This window comes from Mesorhizobium sp. M6A.T.Cr.TU.016.01.1.1, assembly GCF_003952585.1.
In the GTDB taxonomy this organism is placed as follows: domain Bacteria; phylum Pseudomonadota; class Alphaproteobacteria; order Rhizobiales; family Rhizobiaceae; genus Mesorhizobium; species Mesorhizobium mediterraneum.
In genome coordinates, this window is record NZ_CP034452.1 from 5,443,415 (window position 1) to 5,466,713 (window position 23,299).

Annotated in this window: 22 protein-coding genes and 1 tRNA gene; 12 read left to right on the top strand and 11 right to left on the bottom strand. The window is 61.5% G+C overall.

Annotated features, from left to right (window positions below):
* Positions 1-22: 22 nt before the first annotated feature.
* Positions 23-676 (bottom strand): DNA repair protein RadC, encoded by a 654-nt coding sequence (gene radC / locus EJ075_RS26340; protein WP_126106347.1) that lies wholly within the window; start codon positions 674-676, stop codon positions 23-25.
* Between the two features lie 51 nt (positions 677-727).
* Positions 728-1,555: a type I methionyl aminopeptidase gene (gene map, locus EJ075_RS26345; protein WP_095485434.1), complete on the bottom strand. Its 828-nt coding sequence runs from the start codon at positions 1,553-1,555 to the stop codon at positions 728-730.
* Positions 1,556-1,836: 281 nt separating this feature from the next.
* Here map and EJ075_RS26350 point away from each other — a divergent pair, with 281 nt between their 5' ends.
* A complete protein-coding gene (locus tag EJ075_RS26350) occupies positions 1,837-2,133 on the top strand; it encodes a DUF982 domain-containing protein (RefSeq protein ID WP_126106348.1) in 297 nt (98 codons plus the stop codon).
* 99 nt (positions 2,134-2,232) lie between these two features.
* Here EJ075_RS26350 and EJ075_RS26355 read toward each other — a convergent pair whose 3' ends face one another.
* Positions 2,233-3,057: an alpha/beta hydrolase gene (locus tag EJ075_RS26355; protein ID WP_095485432.1), complete on the bottom strand. Its 825-nt coding sequence runs from the start codon at positions 3,055-3,057 to the stop codon at positions 2,233-2,235.
* A 167-nt stretch (positions 3,058-3,224) separates the two neighbouring features.
* Between EJ075_RS26355 and EJ075_RS26360 the strand changes: the two genes are divergently transcribed.
* From EJ075_RS26360 to EJ075_RS26380, 5 genes are read left to right on the top strand one after another with little or no spacing between them, the layout of a single operon-like run.
* Complete coding sequence (locus EJ075_RS26360; RefSeq protein ID WP_095485431.1) at positions 3,225-4,472, top strand: ABC transporter substrate-binding protein; 1,248 nt, start codon at positions 3,225-3,227, stop codon at positions 4,470-4,472.
* Positions 4,473-4,476: 4 nt separating this feature from the next.
* Positions 4,477-5,214, top strand: coding sequence for an ATP-binding cassette domain-containing protein (locus EJ075_RS26365; RefSeq protein ID WP_095485430.1), 738 nt, complete (start codon positions 4,477-4,479; stop codon positions 5,212-5,214).
* Entirely contained in the window at positions 5,211-5,930 is a 720-nt protein-coding gene (locus EJ075_RS26370; protein WP_126106349.1) for an ABC transporter ATP-binding protein, read from the top strand. Before EJ075_RS26365 ends, EJ075_RS26370 begins: the two co-directional genes overlap by 4 nt.
* Before the next feature lie 25 nt (positions 5,931-5,955).
* Complete coding sequence (locus tag EJ075_RS26375) at positions 5,956-6,831, top strand: branched-chain amino acid ABC transporter permease (protein ID WP_095485428.1); 876 nt, start codon at positions 5,956-5,958, stop codon at positions 6,829-6,831.
* A complete protein-coding gene (locus EJ075_RS26380; RefSeq protein ID WP_126106350.1) occupies positions 6,828-7,832 on the top strand; it encodes a branched-chain amino acid ABC transporter permease in 1,005 nt (334 codons plus the stop codon). The genes EJ075_RS26375 and EJ075_RS26380 overlap by 4 nt, the downstream gene beginning before the upstream one ends.
* 146 nt (positions 7,833-7,978) lie before the next feature.
* Here EJ075_RS26380 and EJ075_RS26385 read toward each other — a convergent pair whose 3' ends face one another.
* Together EJ075_RS26385 and EJ075_RS26390 are read right to left on the bottom strand one after the other, a co-directional pair.
* Entirely contained in the window at positions 7,979-9,295 is a 1,317-nt protein-coding gene (locus tag EJ075_RS26385) for an ArgE/DapE family deacylase (RefSeq protein WP_126106351.1), read from the bottom strand.
* A 97-nt stretch (positions 9,296-9,392) separates the two neighbouring features.
* Positions 9,393-10,340 carry a MurR/RpiR family transcriptional regulator gene (locus EJ075_RS26390; protein WP_126106352.1) on the bottom strand — a complete coding sequence of 316 codons (948 nt, stop codon included), beginning with the start codon at positions 10,338-10,340 and terminating at the stop codon, positions 9,393-9,395.
* Positions 10,341-10,501: 161 nt separating this feature from the next.
* Here EJ075_RS26390 and EJ075_RS26395 point away from each other — a divergent pair, with 161 nt between their 5' ends.
* Positions 10,502-11,161 carry a DUF2161 family putative PD-(D/E)XK-type phosphodiesterase gene (locus EJ075_RS26395; RefSeq protein WP_095485424.1) on the top strand — a complete coding sequence of 220 codons (660 nt, stop codon included), beginning with the start codon at positions 10,502-10,504 and terminating at the stop codon, positions 11,159-11,161.
* Between the two features lie 540 nt (positions 11,162-11,701).
* Positions 11,702-13,306 (top strand): calcium-binding protein, encoded by a 1,605-nt coding sequence (locus tag EJ075_RS26400; protein ID WP_126106353.1) that lies wholly within the window; start codon positions 11,702-11,704, stop codon positions 13,304-13,306.
* Positions 13,307-13,471: 165 nt separating this feature from the next.
* Here EJ075_RS26400 and EJ075_RS26405 read toward each other — a convergent pair whose 3' ends face one another.
* A complete protein-coding gene (locus tag EJ075_RS26405) occupies positions 13,472-13,642 on the bottom strand; it encodes a hypothetical protein (RefSeq protein ID WP_245329858.1) in 171 nt (56 codons plus the stop codon).
* A gap of 363 nt (positions 13,643-14,005) precedes the next feature.
* Here EJ075_RS26405 and EJ075_RS26410 point away from each other — a divergent pair, with 363 nt between their 5' ends.
* The gene (locus EJ075_RS26410; RefSeq protein ID WP_095485422.1) at positions 14,006-14,884 is read left to right on the top strand and encodes an ATP-dependent DNA ligase; all 879 of its coding nucleotides are present in this window, start codon (positions 14,006-14,008) and stop codon (positions 14,882-14,884) included.
* Between the two features lie 1,267 nt (positions 14,885-16,151).
* Positions 16,152-16,502: a hypothetical protein gene (locus EJ075_RS26415; RefSeq protein WP_095485420.1), complete on the top strand. Its 351-nt coding sequence runs from the start codon at positions 16,152-16,154 to the stop codon at positions 16,500-16,502.
* Positions 16,503-16,983: 481 nt separating this feature from the next.
* On the opposite strand, the gene EJ075_RS33280 is transcribed toward EJ075_RS26415, so the two are convergent.
* From EJ075_RS33280 to phaC, 5 genes are all read right to left on the bottom strand, one after another.
* On the bottom strand, positions 16,984-17,316 hold the full coding sequence (locus EJ075_RS33280) for a hypothetical protein (RefSeq protein WP_158302557.1): 333 nt from the start codon (positions 17,314-17,316) through the stop codon (positions 16,984-16,986).
* Positions 17,317-17,353: 37 nt separating this feature from the next.
* Positions 17,354-17,758, bottom strand: a complete 405-nt coding sequence (locus tag EJ075_RS26420; protein ID WP_095485418.1) for a hypothetical protein — start codon at positions 17,756-17,758, stop codon at positions 17,354-17,356.
* Between the two features lie 182 nt (positions 17,759-17,940).
* Positions 17,941-18,015: transfer RNA gene (locus EJ075_RS26425), tRNA-Glu, on the bottom strand.
* Positions 18,016-18,202: 187 nt separating this feature from the next.
* Complete coding sequence (locus EJ075_RS26430) at positions 18,203-19,318, bottom strand: D-Ala-D-Ala carboxypeptidase family metallohydrolase (RefSeq protein ID WP_245329872.1); 1,116 nt, start codon at positions 19,316-19,318, stop codon at positions 18,203-18,205.
* A gap of 338 nt (positions 19,319-19,656) precedes the next feature.
* A complete protein-coding gene (gene phaC / locus EJ075_RS26435; RefSeq protein WP_126106354.1) occupies positions 19,657-21,492 on the bottom strand; it encodes a class I poly(R)-hydroxyalkanoic acid synthase in 1,836 nt (611 codons plus the stop codon).
* Positions 21,493-21,590: 98 nt separating this feature from the next.
* On the opposite strand from phaC, the gene EJ075_RS26440 reads away from it, so the two are divergent.
* Complete coding sequence (locus tag EJ075_RS26440; protein ID WP_126106355.1) at positions 21,591-21,983, top strand: hypothetical protein; 393 nt, start codon at positions 21,591-21,593, stop codon at positions 21,981-21,983.
* A 56-nt stretch (positions 21,984-22,039) separates the two neighbouring features.
* Complete coding sequence (locus EJ075_RS26445) at positions 22,040-23,257, top strand: LL-diaminopimelate aminotransferase (RefSeq protein WP_095485414.1); 1,218 nt, start codon at positions 22,040-22,042, stop codon at positions 23,255-23,257.
* Positions 23,258-23,299: the final 42 nt, after the last annotated feature.

Genomic DNA, 23,299 nt, shown 5'->3' on the forward strand with positions numbered 1-23,299 from the left:
CAAGTCAAAAAATGTTAATGATTCAATGTGTAACAGCGTGATCCTGCGTGATAGAAACACGCCGAGTGGGATGGTTATGCGCCAGAATGATTGCCGTGGCGGAGAGTTCGAGCGCGCGTTTGACCACTTCACGCGGATAGACCGGCGTGTGGTCGACGGTGCCGACCTGCTGCACCTCGTCGGCGATCAGCGCGTTCTTCTTGTCGAGAAACAGGATTCGGAACTGCTCGCGCTCCTCGAAGGCCATGACTGACCGGCAGTATCCGAGAACCTGCGTCCAGGACGACAAGACCTCGCGGCCTTTGATCTCGCTACGTGCCGCGCGTTGGGCGGTCGCGGCAACGACCTTCAGATCGAGCGCCACCGCCGGACCGATACCCCCGACCTCCTCAAGCCGCGCGACAGGCGCGCCAAGCACCTCGGCCACCGTGCCGAAGCGCGCCAGCAGCGCCTTGGCGACGGGCTTGGTATCGGCGCGGGGGATCAGGCGAAAGAGCAGGAGCTCCAGCAATTCGTAGTCGGGGAGGGCGTCGGAACCCGCGGCCGCGAACCGTTGGCGCAAGCGGTCGCGATGCCCGAGATAATGCGGCTTTTCGACCGACTTGGCTTTCGCGAGCGACTTTGTCGGTCTCTCGGGAAAGAAACCCCGCTCGTCGTCGTCGCTGGTTTTCCCCATAGCCGCCCGTATCCAGCATTTTTGCCGGGCAGATGCCCGCCCGACTTGACACTATGCTGGCAGGCCCGGGCGGTCGAGGTTTTTTGGCGACAGCGTGAAGATCTCGCATCCGGTCTCGGTGACGCCGATCGTGTGCTCGTACTGCGCCGACAGCGAGCGGTCGCGCGTCACCGCCGTCCAGCCGTCCGACAGCACTTTTACGTGCGGCCGGCCGAGATTGATCATTGGTTCGACGGTGAAGATCATGCCCGGCCGCATCTCGACGCCCTCGCTGGCGTTGCCATAGTGCAGGATGTTCGGGGCATCGTGAAAGAGCTGGCCGACGCCGTGGCCGCAGAAATCGCGCACCACCGAGCAGCGCTCGCCTTCGGCATAGGTCTGGATGGCGGCGCCGATGGCGCCGGTGCGGGCGCCGGGCTTGATCGCGGTGATGCCGCGCATCAGGCATTCATGCGTGACCTCGAGCAGGCGCTCGGCGGCGCGCTTGATCGTGCCCACCGGATACATGCGCGAGGAATCGCCATGCCAGCCGTCGAGGATGTAGGTGACATCGATGTTGACGATGTCGCCGTCCTTCAACGGCTTGTTGTCGGGAATGCCATGGCAGACGACGTGGTTGATCGAGGTGCAGGACGACTTCGTGTAGCCGCGATAGTTGAGCGTCGCCGGCAATGCGCCGTGATCCATGCCGAACTCGAAGACGAAGCGGTCGATGGTTTCGGTGGTGACGCCCGGCGCGACGATCGACACCAGCTCGTCGAGGCAGCGCGCGGTGAGGTCGCAGGCCTTGCGCATGCCGGCAAAGCCTTCTTCGCCATAGAGGCGGATCTGGCCGGTGTTTCTGAGCGGTGCCGTGGCGGCGTCGAGATAGGTGACCATTGTGTCCGTCTTGCCGGAAGAAAGGGCTTCTAATGAGCCTGTGAGAAAAGTCTCTCAGATTTGGCACCGGACGGCGCCAGGTTCAAGGACGAACTGCCGACGACGGGCACAAGCCGGCGAAATTCATGCGTTGCGGCTTCACCTTGTGCCTGTCCAGGGTGTTCGTCCGCACTGACGACATATTTCTGAGCAAGAAGCGTGGCCCGAGCAAGAAGCCGGTCAAGGCAACCTTTTTGCAACGAGCGGCGTTGCTGCGGGAACGCTGCTCGGGAGAGACACGAATGGACAGATTGCAATTCGAGGTGCCGGTGCGCATCACGACGGCGCCTGGCCTGCCGGTCGAGGAAATATACAGCGTCGAACAGGCGCTGGATTTCCTGCAAGGCTGGCCGGTTCGCCGGCAGGGCCCGGTCTATCAGGCTGCGTTCAATGCCTGTTTCGGCGCCACGGTCGACCTGGTCGACACCGAGGAGGCTTGCCGGGCGTTCATGGCGTTCTGCCGGGTGAGCCGCCTCCTGGCCAGGGATATGATGGTTCCAGGCAAGCGTTCTGGCGAGGCGAGGGGGCTGAGGGCTTAAAGCGCGTCGCGTTCGAACGGGCTCATGCGACGCGCTTGAGCTCTTGTTCTTATGCATGTCGTTATCGCAAAACCGCTGCGCATTTTTGCGCGACATCCATTAGCGCCAGCTGGGCTCCAGGTTCTTGAGGAACCGTTCGAAGATCGGGTCGAACCGGTCCGGCGAATCCCAGAACGGCGCGTGGCCGGAATTGCTGATCAGGTGTTTCTTGCCTTCCCAGAGGTTGGAGAAGGCAATCGTGTCGACGAAGTCGGTGTTGACGAACGGCTCGTCGGCGCCGTTGAGCACCGCGATCGGCGGTGTCTTGCCGGCGACGATCGCGCTCTGGTCCTTGCCTTCGCCAGCCGCGAATTTGCCGAGCATCAGTCTGCGCGCGCGGCCATCGGTGCGCGCGACGGCATTGCGGAGCAGCTGGTCATAGGGCTCGCCGCAGGTTGAATGCGCATAAGCGTCGATATCTTCTTCGGTGAGGGTCTCCTTGCCGGCCAGGCCCATATGCGGGCTGGGCTTGAAGCCATTGTCGAGATCGGCGCCGGCGACCGGCGGCGTGCCGGTGATCATCAGACCGAGCATGCCGGGATAGCGGTCGATCATCTCCAACCCGATATGACCGCCCAGCGACCAGCCGAAGACCGCTGCTTTTTCGACGCCAAGCCCGTTCATCACCTCGGTCATGGCGTCGGCGTAACCCGGCATCGAGTAGCTGCGATCCGGATCGACCGCGTCGCAGGACTCGCCATGACCGGGAAGATCGACCGCGATCAGATGGTAGGTTGCGCCGATCCTGCCGTCGAACTGATTGCGGAAGACGGCGCCCGACGACGAATTGCCGTGGATCATCAGCACCGGCATGCCGGTGCCGGCGCTTTCGCGCACGGCGAGCGTGCCGTGACTGGTTTCGATCGTCTTTATCGTGGTCGCCATCCCTGTCTCCATCTGTCTCGATTCGCTTGGCCGCTGCAGTTCCGCGAACTGCTTAGCAGGCAAATTTGTCCGCCTACGCATGAAAATATCTTTTCAAATTGACCCGCCTGTGCATAATTTGTCAATCATCCAACCATCGTCACGATAATAACAGGGGAACAGGATCAATGATGACCAAGTCGATGAAACGCCATTTCAGGCATATGCTGCTCGGAACGTCGCTCGGCGTGATGCTGGCCACTGCGCCGGCATTCGCCGATGTCGTCAAGATCGGCCTGCTGGCGCCGCTGACCGGCCCGGCGGCGGCCGACGGCCAGGAATTCCAGCGTGGCGCGCAGATGGCGATCGACGAGGCAAACAGCGCCGGCGGCGTCGGCGGCCATACGTTCGAACTGGTCGTGGGTGATGTGAAGGACCAGTCGGCGGCGAACGTCACCAGCGCGGTCGAGCGCCTGCTCGGCGACCAGGATGTGCATTTCATGCTGACCGGCTATGCCAGCCTGACCAATTTCGAGATCGACAACATGGCCGAGGCGGAGATGCCTTACATGCTTGCGGCCACATCGCAGCAGACCAAGGACATCATCGCGCCCGATCCGGAAAAATATGCCTGCTGCTGGTCGCTGACCCCGTCCTTCGACGCCTACAACACCGACGTCACGGTTTTTGTCGAGAAGCTGGCAGCCGAAGGCAAGATCACGCTGCCGACCAAGAAGGTCGCCATCATCTCGTCCGACAACGCCTATTCGAAGACCATCTCCGAAGGCATGAAGAAGACCTTCAAGGAGAAGGGCTGGACCATCACCGTCGATGAGCTCGTGCCCTTCGGCGAGGTGACCGATTGGCGTTCGATCCTGGCCAAGGTGCGCGAGGACGTGCCGGACGTGGTCATCAACACCGACTATCTGCCCGGCAATTCGGCCTCGTTCCTCAACCAGTTCCTGGAGCAGCCGACCAAGAGTCTGGTGTTCCTGCAATATGCGCCGAGCGTTCCGGAATTCGTCGAGCTGACCAAGGAAAAGTCGAACGGCGTGATCTATAACCTTCTTGGTGGCGCGCTGACCACGCCGAAGAACCCGCGTGCCGACGAAGTGGCCGGCAAGTTCAAGGCCAAATACGGCGTCGAGAGCGGCACATACGGCGTCGGTCTCTACGAGATGGTCAATGTCTATTTCGACGCGCTGAAAAAGGCCGGCGACCCGAGCGACCATGCCGCAATCATGAAGGCGCTGTCCGAGACCGACAAGCAGGTCGCCGAGGGGCGCCTGAAATTCGATCCGGCGACGCATCTTGCCATGCAGGGCGACGACTACATCCCGATCACCTTCTTCCAGATCTGGGACGGCAAGCGCGCCTTGATCTCGCCCGCCAAATACGCGACCGGCGAGTTCCAGCCGCAGCCCTGGATGAAATAGCGGCATGCCGCTGCTTGAAATCGAAGGCGTATCGAAGGCGTTCGGCTCGCTCAAGGCGGTCGATGATGTTTCATTCGCAGTCGAGGCCGGAGAAATCTTCGGCGTCGCCGGGCCGAACGGCAGTGGCAAGAGCACGCTGTTCAACGTCATCACCGGCATACCGTTCGGTCCCGACAAGGGCCGGATACGGTTCGACGGCATGGAGATCCAGGGCAAGACAGGCAATGCCATTGCACAGCTCGGCCTTCTCAGGACCTTCCAGCGCGAGACCAGCTTCGACGGGCTGACCGTGTTCGAGAACGCGCTGATCGGCGCAAGCTATGGCAAGCCCGGGCGAGGGGCGGCCGAGGCGCGGACCCGCGCCGCCGAGGCCCTGGAGTTCGTCGGCCTTTCGTCGGCCACGTTCGGACGGCTCGCCGGCGAATTGTCGGTGTTCGACCGCAAGTGCCTGATGCTCGCAACGGCAATCGCCACGGAGCCGCGCATGCTTTTGCTCGACGAGCCGGCATCGAGCCTGACCAAGCCGGAGATCGAGACGTCGATCGGTTTGATCAGGCGCACCGCCGCGCGCGGCATCACCGTGGTGCTGATCGAGCATGTGCTGACCTTCCTGATGAGCCTGTCGCAACATCTGCTCGTGCTGAACCAGGGCCGTGTGCTTGCCGCGGGCGACCCCAAGAGCGTGATCGCCGACCATCGCGTGGTAGAGGCCTATCTCGGGACAAGGAGATCGGCGGCGTGAGCGAGAGCCCGATCCTGAGTGTCGAGGCGGTGACCGCCGGCTATGGCCGTGTGACCGTTCTGCATGAGATCACGCTCGAGGCTGGCCGGTTCGGCAATGTCGGTCTGTTCGGGCCGAACGGTCACGGCAAGACGACGCTGCTCAGGACCATTTCCGGCTTGGTCGCGCCGAAACGCGGCCGCGTCGTCTTCGACGGCAAGGACATCACTGGCTTGAGCGCGCGCGCCATCGTCGCCACCGGTCTCATCCACGTGCCGCAGGGCAACAAGCTGTTCCCGGATCTGACGATCGGCGACTGCATGGCGCTTGGCGCCTATTCGCCGCGCGCACGGCCGCACGAGGCCGAGAACCGCGAAAAGGTGGTGAAGCTGTTCCCGAAGCTCGCCGAACGGTGGCGGCAAAGGGTGCGCACGCTTTCCGGCGGCGAGCGCCAGATGGTGTCGATCGGCACGGCGCTGATGAGCCATCCGCGTCTGCTGATCCTCGACGAGCCGACGCTTGGACTGGCGCCGAAGATCAAGGACGAGCTCTGCACCGCCGTCATGGATATCTCGAAGGGCGGCGTGCCGCTCGTCGTCGTGGAGCAGGACATCGAGTTCCTGCTCGAACTCAGCCGGCAGCTCTTCCTCGTCGATCACGGAGCGGTCAAGACCGAGATCCGGCCGGGCGAGAGCATCGAGCACAGCGAAATCATGGCGATGTATTTCGGGCATTGAAGGCAGGATCGGACAGGGTTCGGGCATGAGCATGTTTTCGGATATCTTCTTTGGCGGCCTGTTCCAGGGCTCGCTCTACGCGATGATGGCGGTCGGGCTGGCCCTCGTCTGGACGACGATCGGTGTGTTCAACTTCAGCCATGGCGTGTTCATGATGCTGGGCGCCTATTTTGCCTGGCAGCTCGTCGCCTTCGGCCTGCCGGTGGTGATCGCCTTCCCGCTCGCCGTCATCGTCATGGCTGGCGCCGGCTGGATCCTGCAGGCCTCGGTGGTGCGGCCGCTGATCGGCCGTCCCAACATCGTGCTGGTCGTCGTCATCACCACACTGGCCGCCGGCTCGCTGATGGAGAACGGGGCACTGACGGTCTGGGGTCCGCGCTCCAAGCAGCTTCCGAGCCTGATCGAGGGCAACACCACCATCGCCGGTGTCGGTGTGTCGCTGCACCAGATCGCGATCATTGTCATCACGCCGCTGATCCTTGCGGCGCTGTGGTCGTTCCTCAACCGCACCCGGCTCGGCCTAGCGCTCAGGGCGGTCGCGCAGAACGAGGATGCGAGCCAGCTCGTCGGCCTCAACGTCACGGCGCTTTACGGCCTTGCCTTCGCCATCGCCGCTTCGCTGGCCGGGCTGGCCGGGATCTTCATGGGCGGCTACCGCTTCATGAACCCGTCGATGGGTGCCGACCCGCTGCTCAAGGCACTGATCGTGGTGGTTTTCGGCGGTATTTCAAGCATTTCAGGACCGATCTTCGCTGCCTACCTGATCGGATTCTTCGAGGCGGCGAGCAACTACTATTTCGGCCTCTACTGGACGCCGGCACTGCTTTTCCTCGTGCTCATCGCGACGCTCATGGTGCGCCCGGAGGGTATTTTCGCCAGCCGTTCCAGGGGGCTCGCATGACGCTCCTCGACATCGCCATCCCGTCTGCTCCCGGCCGTGTGACCTGGAACCGCGAGGCGATCGGCTTCGTGGCGGGGTTCCTGCTGCTTGCCCTGTTGCCGCTCGTCTTCGGCGACAGCTACAGCCGGCATGTGCTGATCATGATCTTCATCTACGCCATCGTCGCCTCGAACTGGGACCTCAGCCTCGGCTATGGCGGCGTCTTCAATTTCGGCCACCTGGCATTGTTTGGCATCGGCGTCTATGCCTACAGCCTGCTCGCCAAGCAGGCCGGCATCGATCCGTGGATCGCGCTTGTGGCGAGCGGCGTGATCGCCACCGTGGCGGCCGTGCTGGTGACCATTCCGATCCTGCGGCTCAAGGGCATCTATATCATCCTGGTCACTTTCGGTTTCGCACAGCTCGTCATGCAGGTCATCATCAGCCAGTCGGACCTGACGGGTGGCACGCAAGGTCTGGTGCGGGTGCCCGGCCTCTATCTTTTCGACCACAACATGATCCGCGACGGCAAGATCGGCTATTTCTACATCGCACTGACACTTCTGGTGCTCAGCACGCTGTTTTTGCGGCTGTTCGTGCGCTCTCGAGCCGGCGCCAGCATCGTGGCGCTGCGCGACAATGAGGAATACGCCATCAGCCGCGGCGTCTCGCTGGTCCGGCAGCGCATGGTGACACTGGCGGCAAGCGCCTTCTTCACCGGGATTGCCGGGGCCTTCTACGCCGCCTACCAGCGTAACGCCTCGATCGACGTGTTCGGCATGAGCCTGGCGACCATCATCCTGTCGATGGTGCTGCTCGGCGGAACGAGCACGATCTATGGCGCGATCATCGCGTCCTTCGTGCTCACCGTCTTTTCCGAGGCGATGGCCGATTTCGGCGCATGGCGGCTGATGATCTCGGCGCTGCTCATCATCGTCATCATGCTGGTCTACCCGAGCGGCCTGGTCGGCATGATCCGCGCTGCCTGGACGATGGTGGCCGAGCGCATCAAGGTGCGCTGATATTCAGGTGAGGCCGGCCTGCAAATGGCGGCTTCCTGCGCTTCCGGTGCTCACGTACCCAAAAGTACGCTGCGCTCCGGTTCTCGGAACCCACCATTTTCGACTCGGCCTGACCTGAATCTCAACACACCTTAACCAGCTCGAGTTTAGCGGACGCCGCACCAGTCGATGACGGAGGCGGCGATGACCTTGGCGGTCTCCACCACCGAGTCGATCTCGACATATTCGTCGGCGCCATGGAAACCGTCGCCGGACGGACCGAAGATGACACCGTCGACGCCGGCGCCGGCATAGTGCGCGGCGTCGCATACGGCGACGAAGCCCTTCACCTCAGGCTTCTTGCCGATGCGCGCCTTGTTGGCGACGAGCGACCGGACCAGCGGATGATCCGGCGAGGTGTTCATCGGCGGGAAGTACAGGCCGCCCAGCTCCCACTGGATGGTCGGCGGGTTTTCACGCAGCCAGGCGTCGGTGGCAGCGAAATGATGCACGAAAGTCTCGAAATCGCGGCGATAATCGGCTGAATTCTCATCAGGCAGGAATTTCATATCGAGATCGAGAACCGCGACGTCCGGAATGATCGCCGGGTTGGTCATCACCGTCGGCAGGCCGTTCTCGCCTAGTCCGGTGCCGCCCTGCATCACCCCGATGTTGATCGTGTTCATGCCGAGCGGCAGCAGCGGATGCGATCTGGCCCGCGTGCGGTCGAGCTCGTATTGGCGCACGGCGGCGATGAAGCGCGCGGCGATCTCGATTGCGTTGACGCCGGGTTCCAGCCGGTCCTTGTCGTGGCGCTGCGGATAGATCTCATTGTAGCGCAGCGCCGAATGCGCGTTGCGGCCGCGGATCGTCACCCGCGCCCATTCGAGCCCGCCCTCGACCGGCAGCACGTCGCCCCAGGTCGGCTCGGCGACCAGCACCGCCTTGGCGAGCTTGCCCCTGGCGACCGCATCCATGGCGCCGAAGCCGCCGGCTTCCTCGTCGACCACCGTGTGGATCGCCAGCCGGCCCTGGAGCTTGATGTCGGCCTTGCGGATGGCGTGCGCCGCCGCGATGCAAGCCGCGACACCGCCCTTCATGTCGACCGCGCCGCGGCCATAGAGGCGCCCGTTCGTGATATCGCCGCCAAACGGATCGACCGACCAGTTCTTCATTTCGCCGACCGGCACGACATCGATATGGCCGCACAGGATCAGGCTGCGCTCCTCATCGCCGGCCCATTCGCCGACCAGATTGGGGCGCCCCGGCAGCGCGTCCCATTGTTCGGTCGAAAAGCCGTCCGCCTTGAGGATCGGCTCCAGCAGCGCCTGCACGTCGGCCTCGCGGTTCAGTCCTTGCCGGGTTTCGAACTTGGGATTCACCGAGGGGATTTTGACCATATCGCTGGTGAGGCCGATCACCCAGTCGCGATCCTTGTCGATCTCGGCTTGCGCGGCGGCGACGGCCGCATCCCTGTCCAGCATGTCGATGTCCTTTCGTGCCTTTGCGGCGTTCGCGATTGTCTCTTGGTGTGCAGGGTGGCTCAGCCGCTCATGCTGCGCCGATCATATCGGCCGCGGGCTATGTCGATTTGGGTTTGCCCCTGACGAACGGCGCTGCCCATTTGGCCGGGTCCCCGGCGACTGTCCTGCGGTCACCCGGCCCGGTGAAATCCGAGGCGTCGAGCGTTACGCCATTGGCGCGGCGGATCCCTTCGATGTCCTCGATGCGCTTGCGCACCGTCTGGCCTTCGCTCTCCAGCGCATGGGCAAACACGGTCTCCATCTGGACGACGGCCGTCGCCAGCGTGTCGAACGGCGAGTTGGCCTCAATTGCCGCGATCAGCGTCAGATGGGCGTGTTCGGAGATCGGCGAGAGCCAAGGATCGGTGAAGAGCAGAATGCCCATGCCCCGCTCGCGCGCCTGACGGGCGAAGCTCACCACGTCGGACTGGTAGCGGCGATAGTCGAAAACGACGAGCAGGTCGCGCTTGCCGAGATCGATCAGCAGATCGAAATCCGTCGGCGCCAGTGCGCCGATATCGTGCACGCCGGGACGGAACTGCACGAGATAGCCCGCGAGCATCGAGGCGATGTGGCGGCTGAAGCGTCCGCCGAGCAGCACGACCTGGCCCTTGCAGTCGAGCAGCATCCTGGCGGCGCGGCCGTAGCTCTGCGAAGGAACCGCCGTGCGCGTTCGCTCCAGGCTGTCGGAAACCGAATGGAAGTAGTCGTTGACCGTGCCTTCGCTCGAATTGGCAGGCCGCTTCGCCTCCATCATCAGCAAAGGAGAGTGCAGGCGGGATTCGATTTCCGCCAGAAGCTTGGCCTGGAAGGCGGCAAAGCCGCCATAGCCAAGCTTGACCATGAGGCGCATGACCGTCGGATCGCTGACGCCCGCTGCCTTTGCCAGGCGCGAGGCAGTCCCGAGGCCGGACATCGGATAGTCGGCAAGGAGGACCTGCACGATCTTGGCTTCGGCGGATGTGAGGACCAGGGTGGTATGCGCCAACTCTTCGCGGATCGACACCGGACCTCTCCCTTTCCCGTGTTCAGCCGATGATAGAGAAATTACAAATTCTGGTATCGATGTCAATTTTTGGAATGGTTTCTACAAAGACCGTTGGGTGCGTTATTGGTATGACTAAGTTGCTCTGTGCCACCCGCTCACGAATCGGCTATGGCTCCGGCATGCAGGAAACGTCTCTTTACATGCCGGTGAAGCGGTTTCTTGAGAGCCTGGAATTCACCGTCAAAGGCGAAGTTGGCGGCTGCGATGTCGTGGGACTGCGCGACGGCGAACCGCCCGTGGTCGTCATCTGTGAATTGAAACTGCAATTCAACCTCGAACTCGTACTTCAAGGTGTCGATCGTGCTGCGTCGTGCGACGAGGTCTGGCTCGCGGCGAGGATGTCGGCCCGCGGCAAAGGCCGGGAGCACGATCGCCGGTTCCGCGCACTCTGCCGGCGGCTCGGTTTCGGCCTTCTGGGGGTTGGTTCCGCCGGCAACGTTGAATTGCTGCTCAGCCCGGCAGCCTTGCCGCCCCGGCGAGATCCGAGGCGAAGATCGCGCCTGGTGGACGAGCATCAGCGCCGGCGCGGCGACCCTGTCGTCGGCGGCGGCTCGCGAACGCCGATAATGACCGCTTACCGGCAGGATGCGCTGGCCTGCGCCGCTGCCATGGTGGACGGCCCGAAGCGCCCGCGCGACCTGAAAACCATTTCGCCGCGCGCCGCCAATATCCTGCTTCACAATGTCTATGGCTGGTTCGCCAGGGCCGAGCGCGGGGTGTATGCGCTTACGGACGTTGGCCGTGCTGCGTTACAGCGCTGGCCCCAACCGGCACCGTGACGAGGCGGCGCCGAGTCGTTTGAGCGGCTTGCCGCGGCAGGGGAGACAACGAACCTATCCCGAACTCAAACGCGGCAATGGGCACCGTCGCCAGCGTGACATCGCAAACTGCGATCGCCCGGGGCAAGATTGTTCAAACAAATAGTCCAAACTGGCTATGAGGCGGCCAGCGTCGCCTCGTTGTGACTGCCCGCCAGAGCGCAAAAATCGAGCAGATGCGTCAGCAGGAGACAGTGATTGCAGCAGTCAGAAACAACAAATGTTGATATTTGCGTTACCAAGCGCGTCGAACGGATCGGTACGCCTAGGAACAAAAAAGGAATATTTTGATAGTTTATCAAGACTGTCTACGGATTGTTTCCACGAAATCGACATTGGCAGGAGCGCGCACTTTGTGCGGTGAAATCCGGGCTGCGACACTCGATGCAATACCAAAAATCTCAAAAATTCTATCAGAGGGGTGCGGGTATTTGATTTGGCGCTAATATACGCCGTCTAGTAGGCAGGCACCGCGGGGCGCTAAGAAAAAAAGGAATATAAATGGCACTTCATTTCGCAGCAGGTGGGTCCGCCACAGAAGTCGCAAGCGCCGGTTTCAATCTGGTTGACGTTCAATACATTGACCAGGTCAACGAGCTGCCGGATGGCACGAAGGCTATGGTCTGGCTCAACGAGGGCGAGGGCGTAACCCAGTCCTTTATCGACAAAGTCACCCCCTTCCTTGGCAATCCGAAGGTATTTGGGTTTTTTCTCGTCGACGAGCCGGATCCCACCGGCCAATACCACACACAGGTAGACGCTGAGGACTTGAAAGCCGAATCCGACTGGATCCACTCTCGTATGCCAGAAGCCAAGACCTTCATCACCGCGATGGACATGGGGTCTGCCGAAAACCCGGATTTTTCCAACACCTACAACTATGACAACACGCATATCGATCTGTTTGGAATAAGCGCTTATCCGGTGCGCACGGGCACAGACACGGTCGACTACGACATGATCGACAGAACCGTGGCTGCAGCGGTGGAGTCGGGCATCCCGACCAGCCAGATCGTTCCGATCCATCAGACCTTTGGCGGCGGCAATTGGACGACCAACACGGGCGGCAAATACGTCATGCCGACGGCGGATCAGCTGCAGACGATGATGGACCACTGGGACGAACTGGTTCCGTCGCCCGAATTCGACTTTGCCTATGCCTGGGGTTCGCAGGAAGGCGACGTCGCACTTGAGAGCTCCCCGGAACTGCAAGCCGTTTTCCGGGAACACAATCTCAGCACCGCTGGGACCGCCGCTTCCGACGTCACCACGACCGACGACAGCTCTACCGTGATTGCCCCTGCCGACGCCACCATCAGCGACGACAGCTCTACTGCGGCCGCGGCTTCCGACGCCACCACGAGCGACGACAGCTCTACTGTGGCCGCCGCTTCCGACATCCCCACGAGCGACGGCAGCTCCACTGCGGCTGTCCCTTCTGACTCCCACACCAGCGACAGCAGCTCTACTTCCGACGCCACCATCAGCGACGACAGCTCCACTGCGGCCGCCGCTTCCGACGCCACCATCAGCGACGACAGCTCTACTGTGACCGCCGCTTCCGACACCACCACGAGCGACAGCAGCTCCACTGCGGCTGTCCCTTCGGACGTCACCACCGGCGATGACGGCAGCGACACCTCCCATGTCGCCGGCGACAAGGCAGGCAGCAGTGTCGACCGGGTGTTGGCCGCCCTTTCTAGCGGCTCGGAGTCTCTCGCCGGTCCACACGATAAAACGGCCGGCAACGGGTTCGCCCACACCGTCCAGGGCGATGAAAATGTCGGCGCCAACGCCAGCAAGAGCGGCGCCGCCGAGATCATGTCCGGCCGCGGTGGCCACGACGCCTTCGACTTCAGCTGGCTTCAGGAAAAGCTCCAGGACAAGCTGCAGGACAAGCCTCACTTCGACCAGGCCTTCTTCGACGGGCTCAAGTCGGGAGGGCTTTCCGACGCTCTGTCTGCCGGTACGGCTGCGCATGATCGTTCCGACCATGTCAGCTACGACAGTTCAACCGGGTCGCTCTCTTTGGACAGCGACGGGACGGGAGACGCAGCTCAAACGCAGCTCGCCAGCCATTTCCCATGGCAGCATCATTCGCTGTGACCTGACGGAGCTACGCACAGGAAACTAGATCAGGCCCGGCCTTTGTTCACCTCGAAGAACATTGGCCGGGCCGCTCTCGTGCCGGCCATCGAGCAACTCCCGGACACCCTGCGGCGAAATACAGGTTATGCTGGCGTCGCGGGCAAGTTCTCTGCAACTCATGAGTCATGGTGTCTTCTCGATCATGTGCGCATTCATCGGGTTAGTCTCTCGACCCGTCTCAATGACGGCTTTGGCAAGCGCTTCGCCCTCGTGGATCGGCTCGGGATGATAGAACAGCAGGACAGCCTCCTCGCTAGGTAACACGCCAGCGGGGCAGGTCTGTTCGATCGCCATACGGACCAGTTTGAGGGCGGCCCGGGCATTGCAGATGTTATCTTGGCCGTTCTGCTTCCTCGCAGAGATGGACTGTCTCAGCGTCAACCGTGAAGGCGAGGCCCTGTTCCATCAAAGTCTAACGACTGGGAAAGCGCATTGGAAAGCACGTGCGGTAACAGTTGATTCAACCGTTGCTGGTATTTAGAGGAGTGTGGAAGCGGCTCCGACAGTGAGGCGGGGTGCTGAATTGCCGGAGCCGCCTGCGCAATCCGGTTGGGTTTGACCGCGCCGTCCTATTCTGGGACAGCGCGGTCAACGATTCGTTAAAATGGGAACTAATTAAGCGCATGCTAATTGAATCGCAGTTTTGCGAGTCAATGCATGCGTTTGATGTTTGTGCCGCCACTAATGCCGACTTTGGTGGAGAAGCCTCCCGAAAGCGGCGTGTGGCTACATGAGCTCAAGTTCGACGGCTACCGGTCGCAAATGATCGTTGACGAAAGCGGAACGCGCATTTTCACCCGCCGTGGCTTGGACTGGACGGCGAAATACCGCGACCTGGCCGCCGCATCGAAGTCGCTCGATGCGGACAGCGCCATCATCGACGGTGAGATCATCGGGCTCAATGATGCCGGCCTGTCGGATTTCGCAGCTTTGCGCAAGGCCATCACGCGGCGCCAGCACGATCTTTATTTTGTTGCCTTTGATCTGCTGCACCTCAACGGGCACGACCTGCGCGACATGGCGCTGCAGGAGCGCCGCGACATCCTTGCCGGCATCATCCCGCCAAACATCCACATCCAGTTCAGCCAGGCGCTTCCGGGCGACGCCAATGCGATCTATCGCCTGATCGACCAGGCCGGCCTTGAGGGAATGGTGTCCAAGCGTCGAGACAGCAAGTATCGCAGCGGCCCTTCGACCAACTGGCTGATGACAAAATGCTACACCGTCGGGGAATTCGAGCTGCTCGGCGTCGAGCGTGAGGCTGGAAAGCCGGCATTCGCCCTGATGGCCGAGCCAGGCACCCGGAAATATGTCGGCAGCGCCTCTGTCAGCGTCAATCGCGAGATGCGGGAGCGGCTGTGGCAGCGCGTCCAGGAACATGCCGGGCCACCGCCCAAAGATATGCCAAAGCGGCCGTCAACACAGTGGGTTAAGCCGGGGATCAAAGCCCGGGTGAAGCACTTGCGCGGCGAGGAAGACCTAAGGCACGCTTCGCTGCAGGATTTCTGGGACGATGACAAATGCCGGAATTCATGATCCTGCTTAGCACAAAATTCAAGCCATCTCTAATATGGGTCGTGGGTAAGTTTGAAATCCAAAAGCCGGGAGTAGATCTCATCCGGCGGGATTGAACTTGTCCCTCGGGGTGCGAAGAAGCACGTCCATCTGAATCTGCGATAGGCCTCGAACTCCAAACGGGGAATGATCGTTCGATAGAACGTCATTAGTCGTTCGCATATATGGTATCGATCATCAGGCGAGGTCTGGACACGCTCTCTGGGGATAAACAACTCCGCTTCCTGGGTTTCATTCAAGTAAGCGGGGCGCGGCAGCCTGACGAAATAGCCGTCTTTAGTCATCCTGACGTCGTTGGAATCGATCGGGTGGCAATCCTTGTTTCCGCAGCAGTCATAGTAAAGAACGGGATCAGTCTTGCCCGTATACCAATCATGGGCATCTGCATCGCCGGGCAATACAAGCCACGCCAATGCAATGTGTCCTAGCTGTCTCATGGAACTAGCCCCTCACCATTTTGCGTATAGCATATTAGTGAGAGCTAATCATAGCGCTTCGACATCCAGGCGCTGATTGACAGGCTCGGCCGTGACCAGGGCTCGATGCATGACGACCTAGCCGGGCTCTTTGTCTGGTCAAATTGCAAGGCTGCCGGCCGTGACCGCCGGCAGGTGTTCTTCACATGCATTCCTGATTACGAAGGCCAGCAGCGGGCGCGCAATCGCGATTGGAAGCCAACTTTCGAACGAGGGGGCTGAAAGTGGCCGGCGCCACTGTGGGGGGCGTTGGGGTAGATTGCCTGTAGGGCGCCGGCCGGGCGGATTGGGGTCCGCCGTTGGAAAGTACCGACCTTGGCGACTCATGTAACTTCCGTGATCGCGGAAGACCTACGCGCTGCCGTCTGTTTCGCTTTCTCGGCTGCATTGTCGTCGCGATGTGGGCGGGCGGCAATCCTCATGCAATGAGATGGTATACCCCCCAACGCCGGCCGGGATTGCGGCGGGCGTTTTGCGACCGAAGGGAGCGAGGACGAGAAGTTGCTTATAGGCGGGATGGCGACTTCATACAGAATGATGAACAGAGATAAATCCTGCTTCCGCATCCTTGGCCGTGTGTTCGGTGAACCGCGGCGCCATCCGCGGTATGCGACATGGGACGATCCCCAGATAATTTGATCTATCGCAAATTTGCAGAAGATTTAGCCCGCTGCCTCACGGTGGCGGGTTTTTTTCGATGAGGAACCTTACGCCGCGGCGTCCGTTGAGCCCCACCAAAAGGGGAGATCACAATGGCCGACGACCCAAACGAAGCCGCAACACCGACGGAGACGCAGCGCGAAGCTCAGGAAGCCTTGGAGAAGCAAGTTGCGCAGCTGAAGCGCGAGATCAACAAGATCAATCGGACGCTCGCGGAGCGCGCTGAAGAGGTGGTCGAGGAAGCCACTGGTTGGTATGAGGGCGCGGCCGATAGCGTGTCTCGGACAACGCAAGCACTTCGCAATAGGGCGTCTACTGCTTCCGGTGTCGTTCAAGAAAATCCTGGCACGGTATCGTCAGCCTTCATGCTGGGCGCGGCTGTAGGCTTGCTGTTGGGCCTTGTTCTTGTGGCTGGCGGCCAGCGCCGGGACCGCTGGATCTAATCACGCTCAAATGAGGGCCACAGCCCGCTGCCTCCGGTGGTGGCGGGCTTTTTTTGCTGGGGCGGTCAGTTCGTCGCGATTAACGTTCTCTGCGATTTCCAAAACTGAGTGTCGCTCGCGTCTTTAGTAGCCGCCACCGCCAGTACCGCCGGCATTGCCACTATTGCTCCCGCTCGATGTAGACGCGGTTGGCGGTGCGGGTGGAGCCGCGCCGCGTGGTGCTGTCATGCAGGCAGTCAAAAGTAATACCGAAAACAGGACGAAAAGGCGCATATCGATAACCTCCTTTGGTAGGGTGTTCTCTATCGACAACGTCTCAGGTCCACCATTATTCCGCGAAGTCTGATCGGAATGCCCGCTGCCTCAGGTGGCGGGCTTTTCAAATATGTGCCAGGCAGGAAATTCTTTCCAATCTCTACGGAAAACCCATTGCCATGGGTCCAGCAGCATTCGAGTTCCGAGAGGCCGGGCCGAAGAAGCCTTACTGAACGAGGTAATTTTTGACTATGGTCATCAAGCAGACCAGTGAAACAATTCCAGCGATCGCTGCTTGAGCGCGCCCAACCTGGATGATCATCTCCTCCGTCCAGCCGGCCTCTTTGAAACCCCTGAAATGGTCCTCGAATTTGGCCCGACCGTAGCGGGTAAAAAACACCATGATGAGCAGGAATATCGTGCAAACCACGCTTGAGTCAGAAGGCTCGTCATGATTCCGGAGGACAAAGGTACACACCACGCCGGCCGAAAAGCAGGCTATCGAAAAGAAAAAACCGATATCCTGTGGCCATCTTCTGTTGGCGGGTCGGGTTGTCATCGGCGCGCTTGCGCTTCCTCACGGTCGCGGGCTTTTTTCACGGCGAGGCGGCCGGAATCGGCGGATGTTCCGATATAAACGAAGATTGGGCCACCATGTAGGCCGCACCTCGTGCGAAGCAAAGAATAGAGGCAAAGACCAAGATTAGGCCAACGGCCATCCACCGATTTGATACCTCTAGGTAAGCTCGCTCCATGCCTTGGTCTCTCTCGCTTTTGTCCACAAATCTCGAAGACAGAAAGGCGGTCGGCCAGGCGAGGGCTGCCAGGACCACGCCGACGGTCCAAGCCATGACTGACCAGACAACGGAACTCAGCAGGTCAAGCTTATAGAGCTCGGCCACTTGGCTTAGAACGGCGACCGACGCGCCGGCATTGATCAACATCGCTGCGCCGATAGCGCTCTTCGCATACTCCTGCGAAATCTCCCGGTAGTCGGCCATTCGAGTGCCCCTCCCATGTCGCGGCCATGTCGCGCGGACCTGCCGATAGTGGCAGGGAACCCTTGGAAAGCAACAAGGCGGATTCCGGCTCACGCCGAATCTGTTCGCTGAAATTCGCGGGGGTTTATTCGGTGGATATTCGATGAAATCGGGCCGAAGAGGCTTAAAGTGCTTGATTTGTCTGGTACGCCCAAGGGGAATCGAACCCCTGTTACCGCCGTGAAAGGGCGGTGTCCTGACCGCTAGACGATGGGCGCGCTCAGATGTGAGCGCTTATAGTTGCGTTGCACCAAACCGGCAACCCGTCTGCCGCCGCCTGCGACAACTTTTTTCAGTGGCCGCAAAACCACGCCTTTTCGGCGATTTAGCCGGCTCTACGCGCCATCCCATGCCGTCCTCGGACGGCACACTGCGGATGTTACACAAACGGGAGGGAGAACCAGCTTACCGCCGGCGGCGGCAGCGCCAGTTCCAGTCGCGCTCGGGGCCGACGTCGATGTGAACGGATTCGGTATGGCAGTAGGTGCCGACGCCGCCGCGCCCGGGCATGTTGCGGATATAGCTAGCCAGTTGCGCTTTCGAGACGCCTGGAACCTGGATGTCGGCGGCGGCGCAATACATGTGCAGCGAATTCTTGGCGCCGTTGGCGCGGCGGTTGCGGGCCGGGTCGCGGTAGCCGGAGGTGACGATCATCTTCTTGCCGTAGTGACCCTCGATCGTCTTCAGCACGCGGACCAGCGAAGGCTTCAGGCAAGCAACATCGACATTCTCGGTCTGCTTCAAAAGGCCGTTGGGCGCCAGCCGGGCAAGGCCGGCAGCGGATGCCACTTGATAGGCGCCGCCTTCATCCTCGTTGAGATCGACGTCGCTCTCGTCGTCGAGGCCAGATTTGCGCTTGATCTCGAAGAGTGCGGTCTTGCGCACGCCGGGCAGCGCGTCGTCGGTGAAATGGCTGGTATCGCCGATCGAGGCCAGTTGCACCGGCTTTTCAGCCGATTTGGCCGAGGCCAAAGTGATGGTCGGTTTTGCCGCCTCCGTTTTGGGCTGAGCGGTCGCCGGTTGCTCGCCCGACCTGTTGTTGGCCTGCGGGGCCGCCGAGGCGGGCGTGGCGCTGAACAAAGAGGCGAGGAACCCCTTTTTCTTCGGCGCATAGGCCTGCGGCTGCGGCTCTCCCGCGGTCACATAGACCGGATTGCTCACCGCCGGCGCGGAGGCCTCGGCCTTGGACTTCGTGCCGGCATCGGCTGTTTGTGTCTTCTGCGCAGCAGCGTCGGCCTGCTCAACCGTCTTCGCGGACTGTTCCTGTGGCTGCGGCGTCTGGCCCGCAGTCGCTTCGGCACCCGCAGGAGCCGTGACCGGGAAGCCGGCATCGGACTTGGCGCCCTCCTGGGTGCCCGGCTTCGCCATCGGCACATAAGCGACCTGCTCGGGAAGGCTTGCATCGCCCTCGGCGGTCATCGTCATCTGTGAAGTCGTGATCTGCGACGACGAATCGGCGGCGACCTGTTGGGTGCCGGGGGCGGTGCCGATGTCCGTAGCGGAGGCGTTGTACCCCGGCATGCCGACCGACAGAGACGGGTCGCCGGCTGAGGTGCAGGACGCCAGGAGCACGGAGAAAAGCGCGGCGGCAATGGCGCGGCGTTCTCCCTTCGCGAGGCGCGATCCTGCTGATTTCAAAACAAAATTCCCCCTCGATGTCCGGCCGGTACGGCATTGGCGCGGCGTCGCAACGTCTCGCCGAAATGATTCCTTGTCCCCGAACGGAAACGAGACCTGTGTCAAATCCGCAAGCCCCAGAGTATTTCGACGGCTAGAGAGGAATCGGGGCTAGTTAAGGGTTGACGACACCATTTCGTCCTCTTTTACCGGCGCGTCAACTCACCACACATTACAGAAGGTTACACACGCACCTTGACATAGGTGCCTGGCGCATCGCCCAGAGTTTTCATGCGCTTGCCGGGTTTGCGGGCCGGCACGCGGGTATTGTCCCTGGCCTCGATCCAGCGTTGCCAGTGCGGCCACCAGGAGCCGGGATGGTCGGTGGCGTTGGCGATCCACTGGTCGAAGTCGCCCGCCGGCTTGCCGCCGGTCCAGTAGTGGTACTTCTGCGCCGCCGGCGGATTGACGACGCCGGCGATGTGGCCGGAGCCGGCCATGACGTAGTCGACCTCTCCGCCGAAATATTTCGAGCCGAGGAAAACCGAAAGCGCCGGCGCGATGTGATCTTCCTTCGAGGCGAGGTTGTAGACCGGGATGGTGACGTCCTTCAGCGATACAACGCGGCCCGCCAGCTCCATCATGCCTTGCGAAAGTCTGTTCTCGAGATAGCAATTGCGCAGGTAGAAGGAATGGTTGGCCGCGCCCATGCGGGTCGAATCGGCGTTCCAGTAGAGCAGGTCGAAGGGCAGCGGATCCTTGCCGCGCATGTAGTTGTTGACGACATAGGGCCAGATCAGGTCGCCTGAGCGCAGCATGTTGAAGGCGGTCGCCATCTTGGTGCCGTCGAGATAGCCTTTCTCGTTCATCGCCTTTTCGACGGCCGCGACCTGCTCCTCGTCGACGAACACTTTCAGGTCGCCGGCATAGGTGAAATCGACCTGGGTGGTGAAGAAGGTGGCCGATTTGATGCGGTGGTCGCCTTCCTGCGCCATCAGCGCCAGGGCCGCCGCCATAAGCGTGCCGCCGACGCAGTAGCCGACGGCGTTGACGTCCTTTTCACCGGTGGCCTTTTCGATCGTGTCCAGGCCGTATTGCAGGCCCTCTCGGATATAGGCCTCCCAGCTCTTGGTGCCGTGCCGCTCGTCCGGATTGATCCAGGAGATGACGAAAACGGTGTGGCCCTGCTCGACCGCCCAGCGGATGAAGGATTTTTGCGGGTTGAGATCGAGAATGTAGAATTTGTTGATCCATGGCGGGCAGATCAGCAACGGCCGCTTCAGCACGGTCTCGGTCGCCGGATCGTATTGCAGGATCTCGGCGACATCGCTGCGGCCCACCACCTTGCCGGGTGTCGTGGCCAGGTTCTTGCCGATCTCGAAGGGCGAATAATCGGCCTGCCTCAGTTTCAGGTCGCCCTTGCCGGCTGCAATGTCCTCGGCCAGCATCCTCATGCCGCGCACCAGGTTTTCGCCATTCGAGGCGATGGTCTCGCGAAACAGTTCCGGGTTGGTCAGGATGAAATTCGACGGCGAGATGGCGTTGGCCACCTGCTTGACGTAGAAGCTGGCCTTGTGGCGGGTGTGCTCGTCCAGGCCATCGGCGTGCTCGACCAGCTCGGACGCCCAGCGCGAGGTGACGAGATAAGCCTGCTTGAGAAAATCGAAGAAAGCGTTGCGGCCCCATTCGGGGTCCTGGAAACGCTTGTCGCCGCGCTCGGGCTTGACCGCGTCGTCGGCATCTTCGCTGCCGGCGCTGATGCGCTGGATGGAGTTGGCCCAGACGGTCATATAGCCGGAGAACAGCCGCGTCTGCGCCTCCAGCGCGCGCTGCGGGTCGGAAAGCCAGTATTCGCTGAGCTTGGAGAAGGTTTTCACCATGTCGACGAACGGCTCGGCGACATGGTCGCGCACCTCGCCTTTTTCCCGCGGCTCGGCCCATGCGGAAGCCGCCTTGCCGGCCTGCTCGATCATGCGCGCCATGTTCAAGGCGAAGCGTTCCGGGTCCTTCACCAGATATTGCTCGACGGTCGAAGGCCGGTCATCTTCCGCTTTGCCCGAATCGGGTGTTTTGGACATGGTTGGCGGGGTTCCTCCCGAAGCGTTTTCTTGACATATTATCATGGGACATCCGACAGGGTCCAATGCGCTCTACCTCGGCTGCCTAAGGAAACAATATGACGATTAATATTGGCGAAACCGGTTTTTCTGGCACTGGTCGTTTTTGCCGCATGGGCGCGGCGGTCGTTTTGCTGGCGATCGCCGGCTGTTCGAGCACCAACATCGAAGGCGCCACGCCGGTCTCGGCTACCGACGGGCCGAAGGATACCGGCACCTATCCGAACCTGAATATTCCGCCGAAGGTGGCGGCGGAGCAGTTCACCGACGCGGAAAAGAACGCCAAGCTCGCCCAGTTGAAGGCCGACGAGCAGACCCAAGGCTCGAAAGGCGGCGCTGTCAGGGTGACGAACCCGGCGACGCTGAACGCGCTGGCAAAGCAGCACGGCGCCGATGCACTGAAGCAGATCGAAGCCAAATGCGATCCCGCCCTCGACCCTACCTGCAAATAGGGTTATATCGCGCGACCGAAAACCACCTCTGGAATTGACCCACCTCTGGAATTGATATGGAAGAATTTCACAAGGTCCGCCGGCTTCCGCCCTATGTCTTCGAGCAGGTCAACCGGCTGAAGGCCAGTGCCCGCTCGCGCGGCGCCGACATCATCGACCTTGGCATGGGCAATCCGGACCTGCCGACGCCCAAGGCCATCGTCGACAAATTATGCGAGGTCGTGCGCGATCCGCGCACGCATCGTTATTCGTCGTCGCGCGGCATTCCCGGCCTGCGCCGCGCCCAGGCCAGTTACTATGCCCGCCGTTTCGGCGTGAAACTCGACCCGGACACGCAAGTGGTGGCGACGCTGGGCTCGAAGGAAGGTTTTGCCAATATGGCGCAGGCGATCACCGCGCCCGGCGACGTGATCCTGTGCCCTAATCCGACCTATCCGATCCACGCTTTCGGTTTCATCATGTCGGGCGGCGTCATCCGCTCGTTGCAAGTGGAGCCGGACGATGGCTTCATTCCGGCGCTGGAGCGCGGCATCCGCCATTCGATCCCGAAGCCGCTGGCGTTGATCCTCAATTACCCGTCGAACCCGACGGCGCAGGTCGCCTCGCTCGATTTCTACAAGGACGTGGTGGCCTTCGCCAAGAAGAACGACATCATCATCCTGTCGGACCTTGCCTATTCGGAAATCTATTTCGACGGCAATCCGCCGCCCTCGGTGCTGCAGGTGCCGGGTGCGATCGACGTGGCGGTCGAGTTCACCTCGATGTCGAAGACCTTTTCCATGCCGGGCTGGCGCATGGGTTTTGCCGTGGGCAACGAGCGGCTGATCTCGGCGCTGACCAGGGTCAAGTCCTACCTCGACTATGGCGCCTTCACGCCGATCCAGGTGGCGGCCGCGCACGCGCTCAACGGCGACGGCGCCGACATCGCCGAAGTGCGCGATATCTACCACAAGCGCCGCGACGTCATGGTCGACGCCTTCAGCCGCGCCGGCTGGACTGTTCCTGCGCCGGCGGCGTCGATGTTTGCCTGGGCGCCGATACCGGAGCCGTTCAAGCATCTCGGCTCGCTCGAATTCTCCAAGCTTCTGATCGAGCACGCCGACGTGGCGGTGGCGCCGGGCGTCGGCTTCGGCGAGCACGGCGACGACCATGTGCGCATCGCGCTGGTCGAGAACGAGCACCGGATCCGGCAGGCGGCGCGCAACATCAAGCGTTTCCTGGCGTCCAGCGCCAAGCAGCCCAACAATGTGGTGCCGCTCGCCGCGCATCGTTGAGTTGCCCGATATCACATCGACCAAATCCTTGAGGGGCGTCGC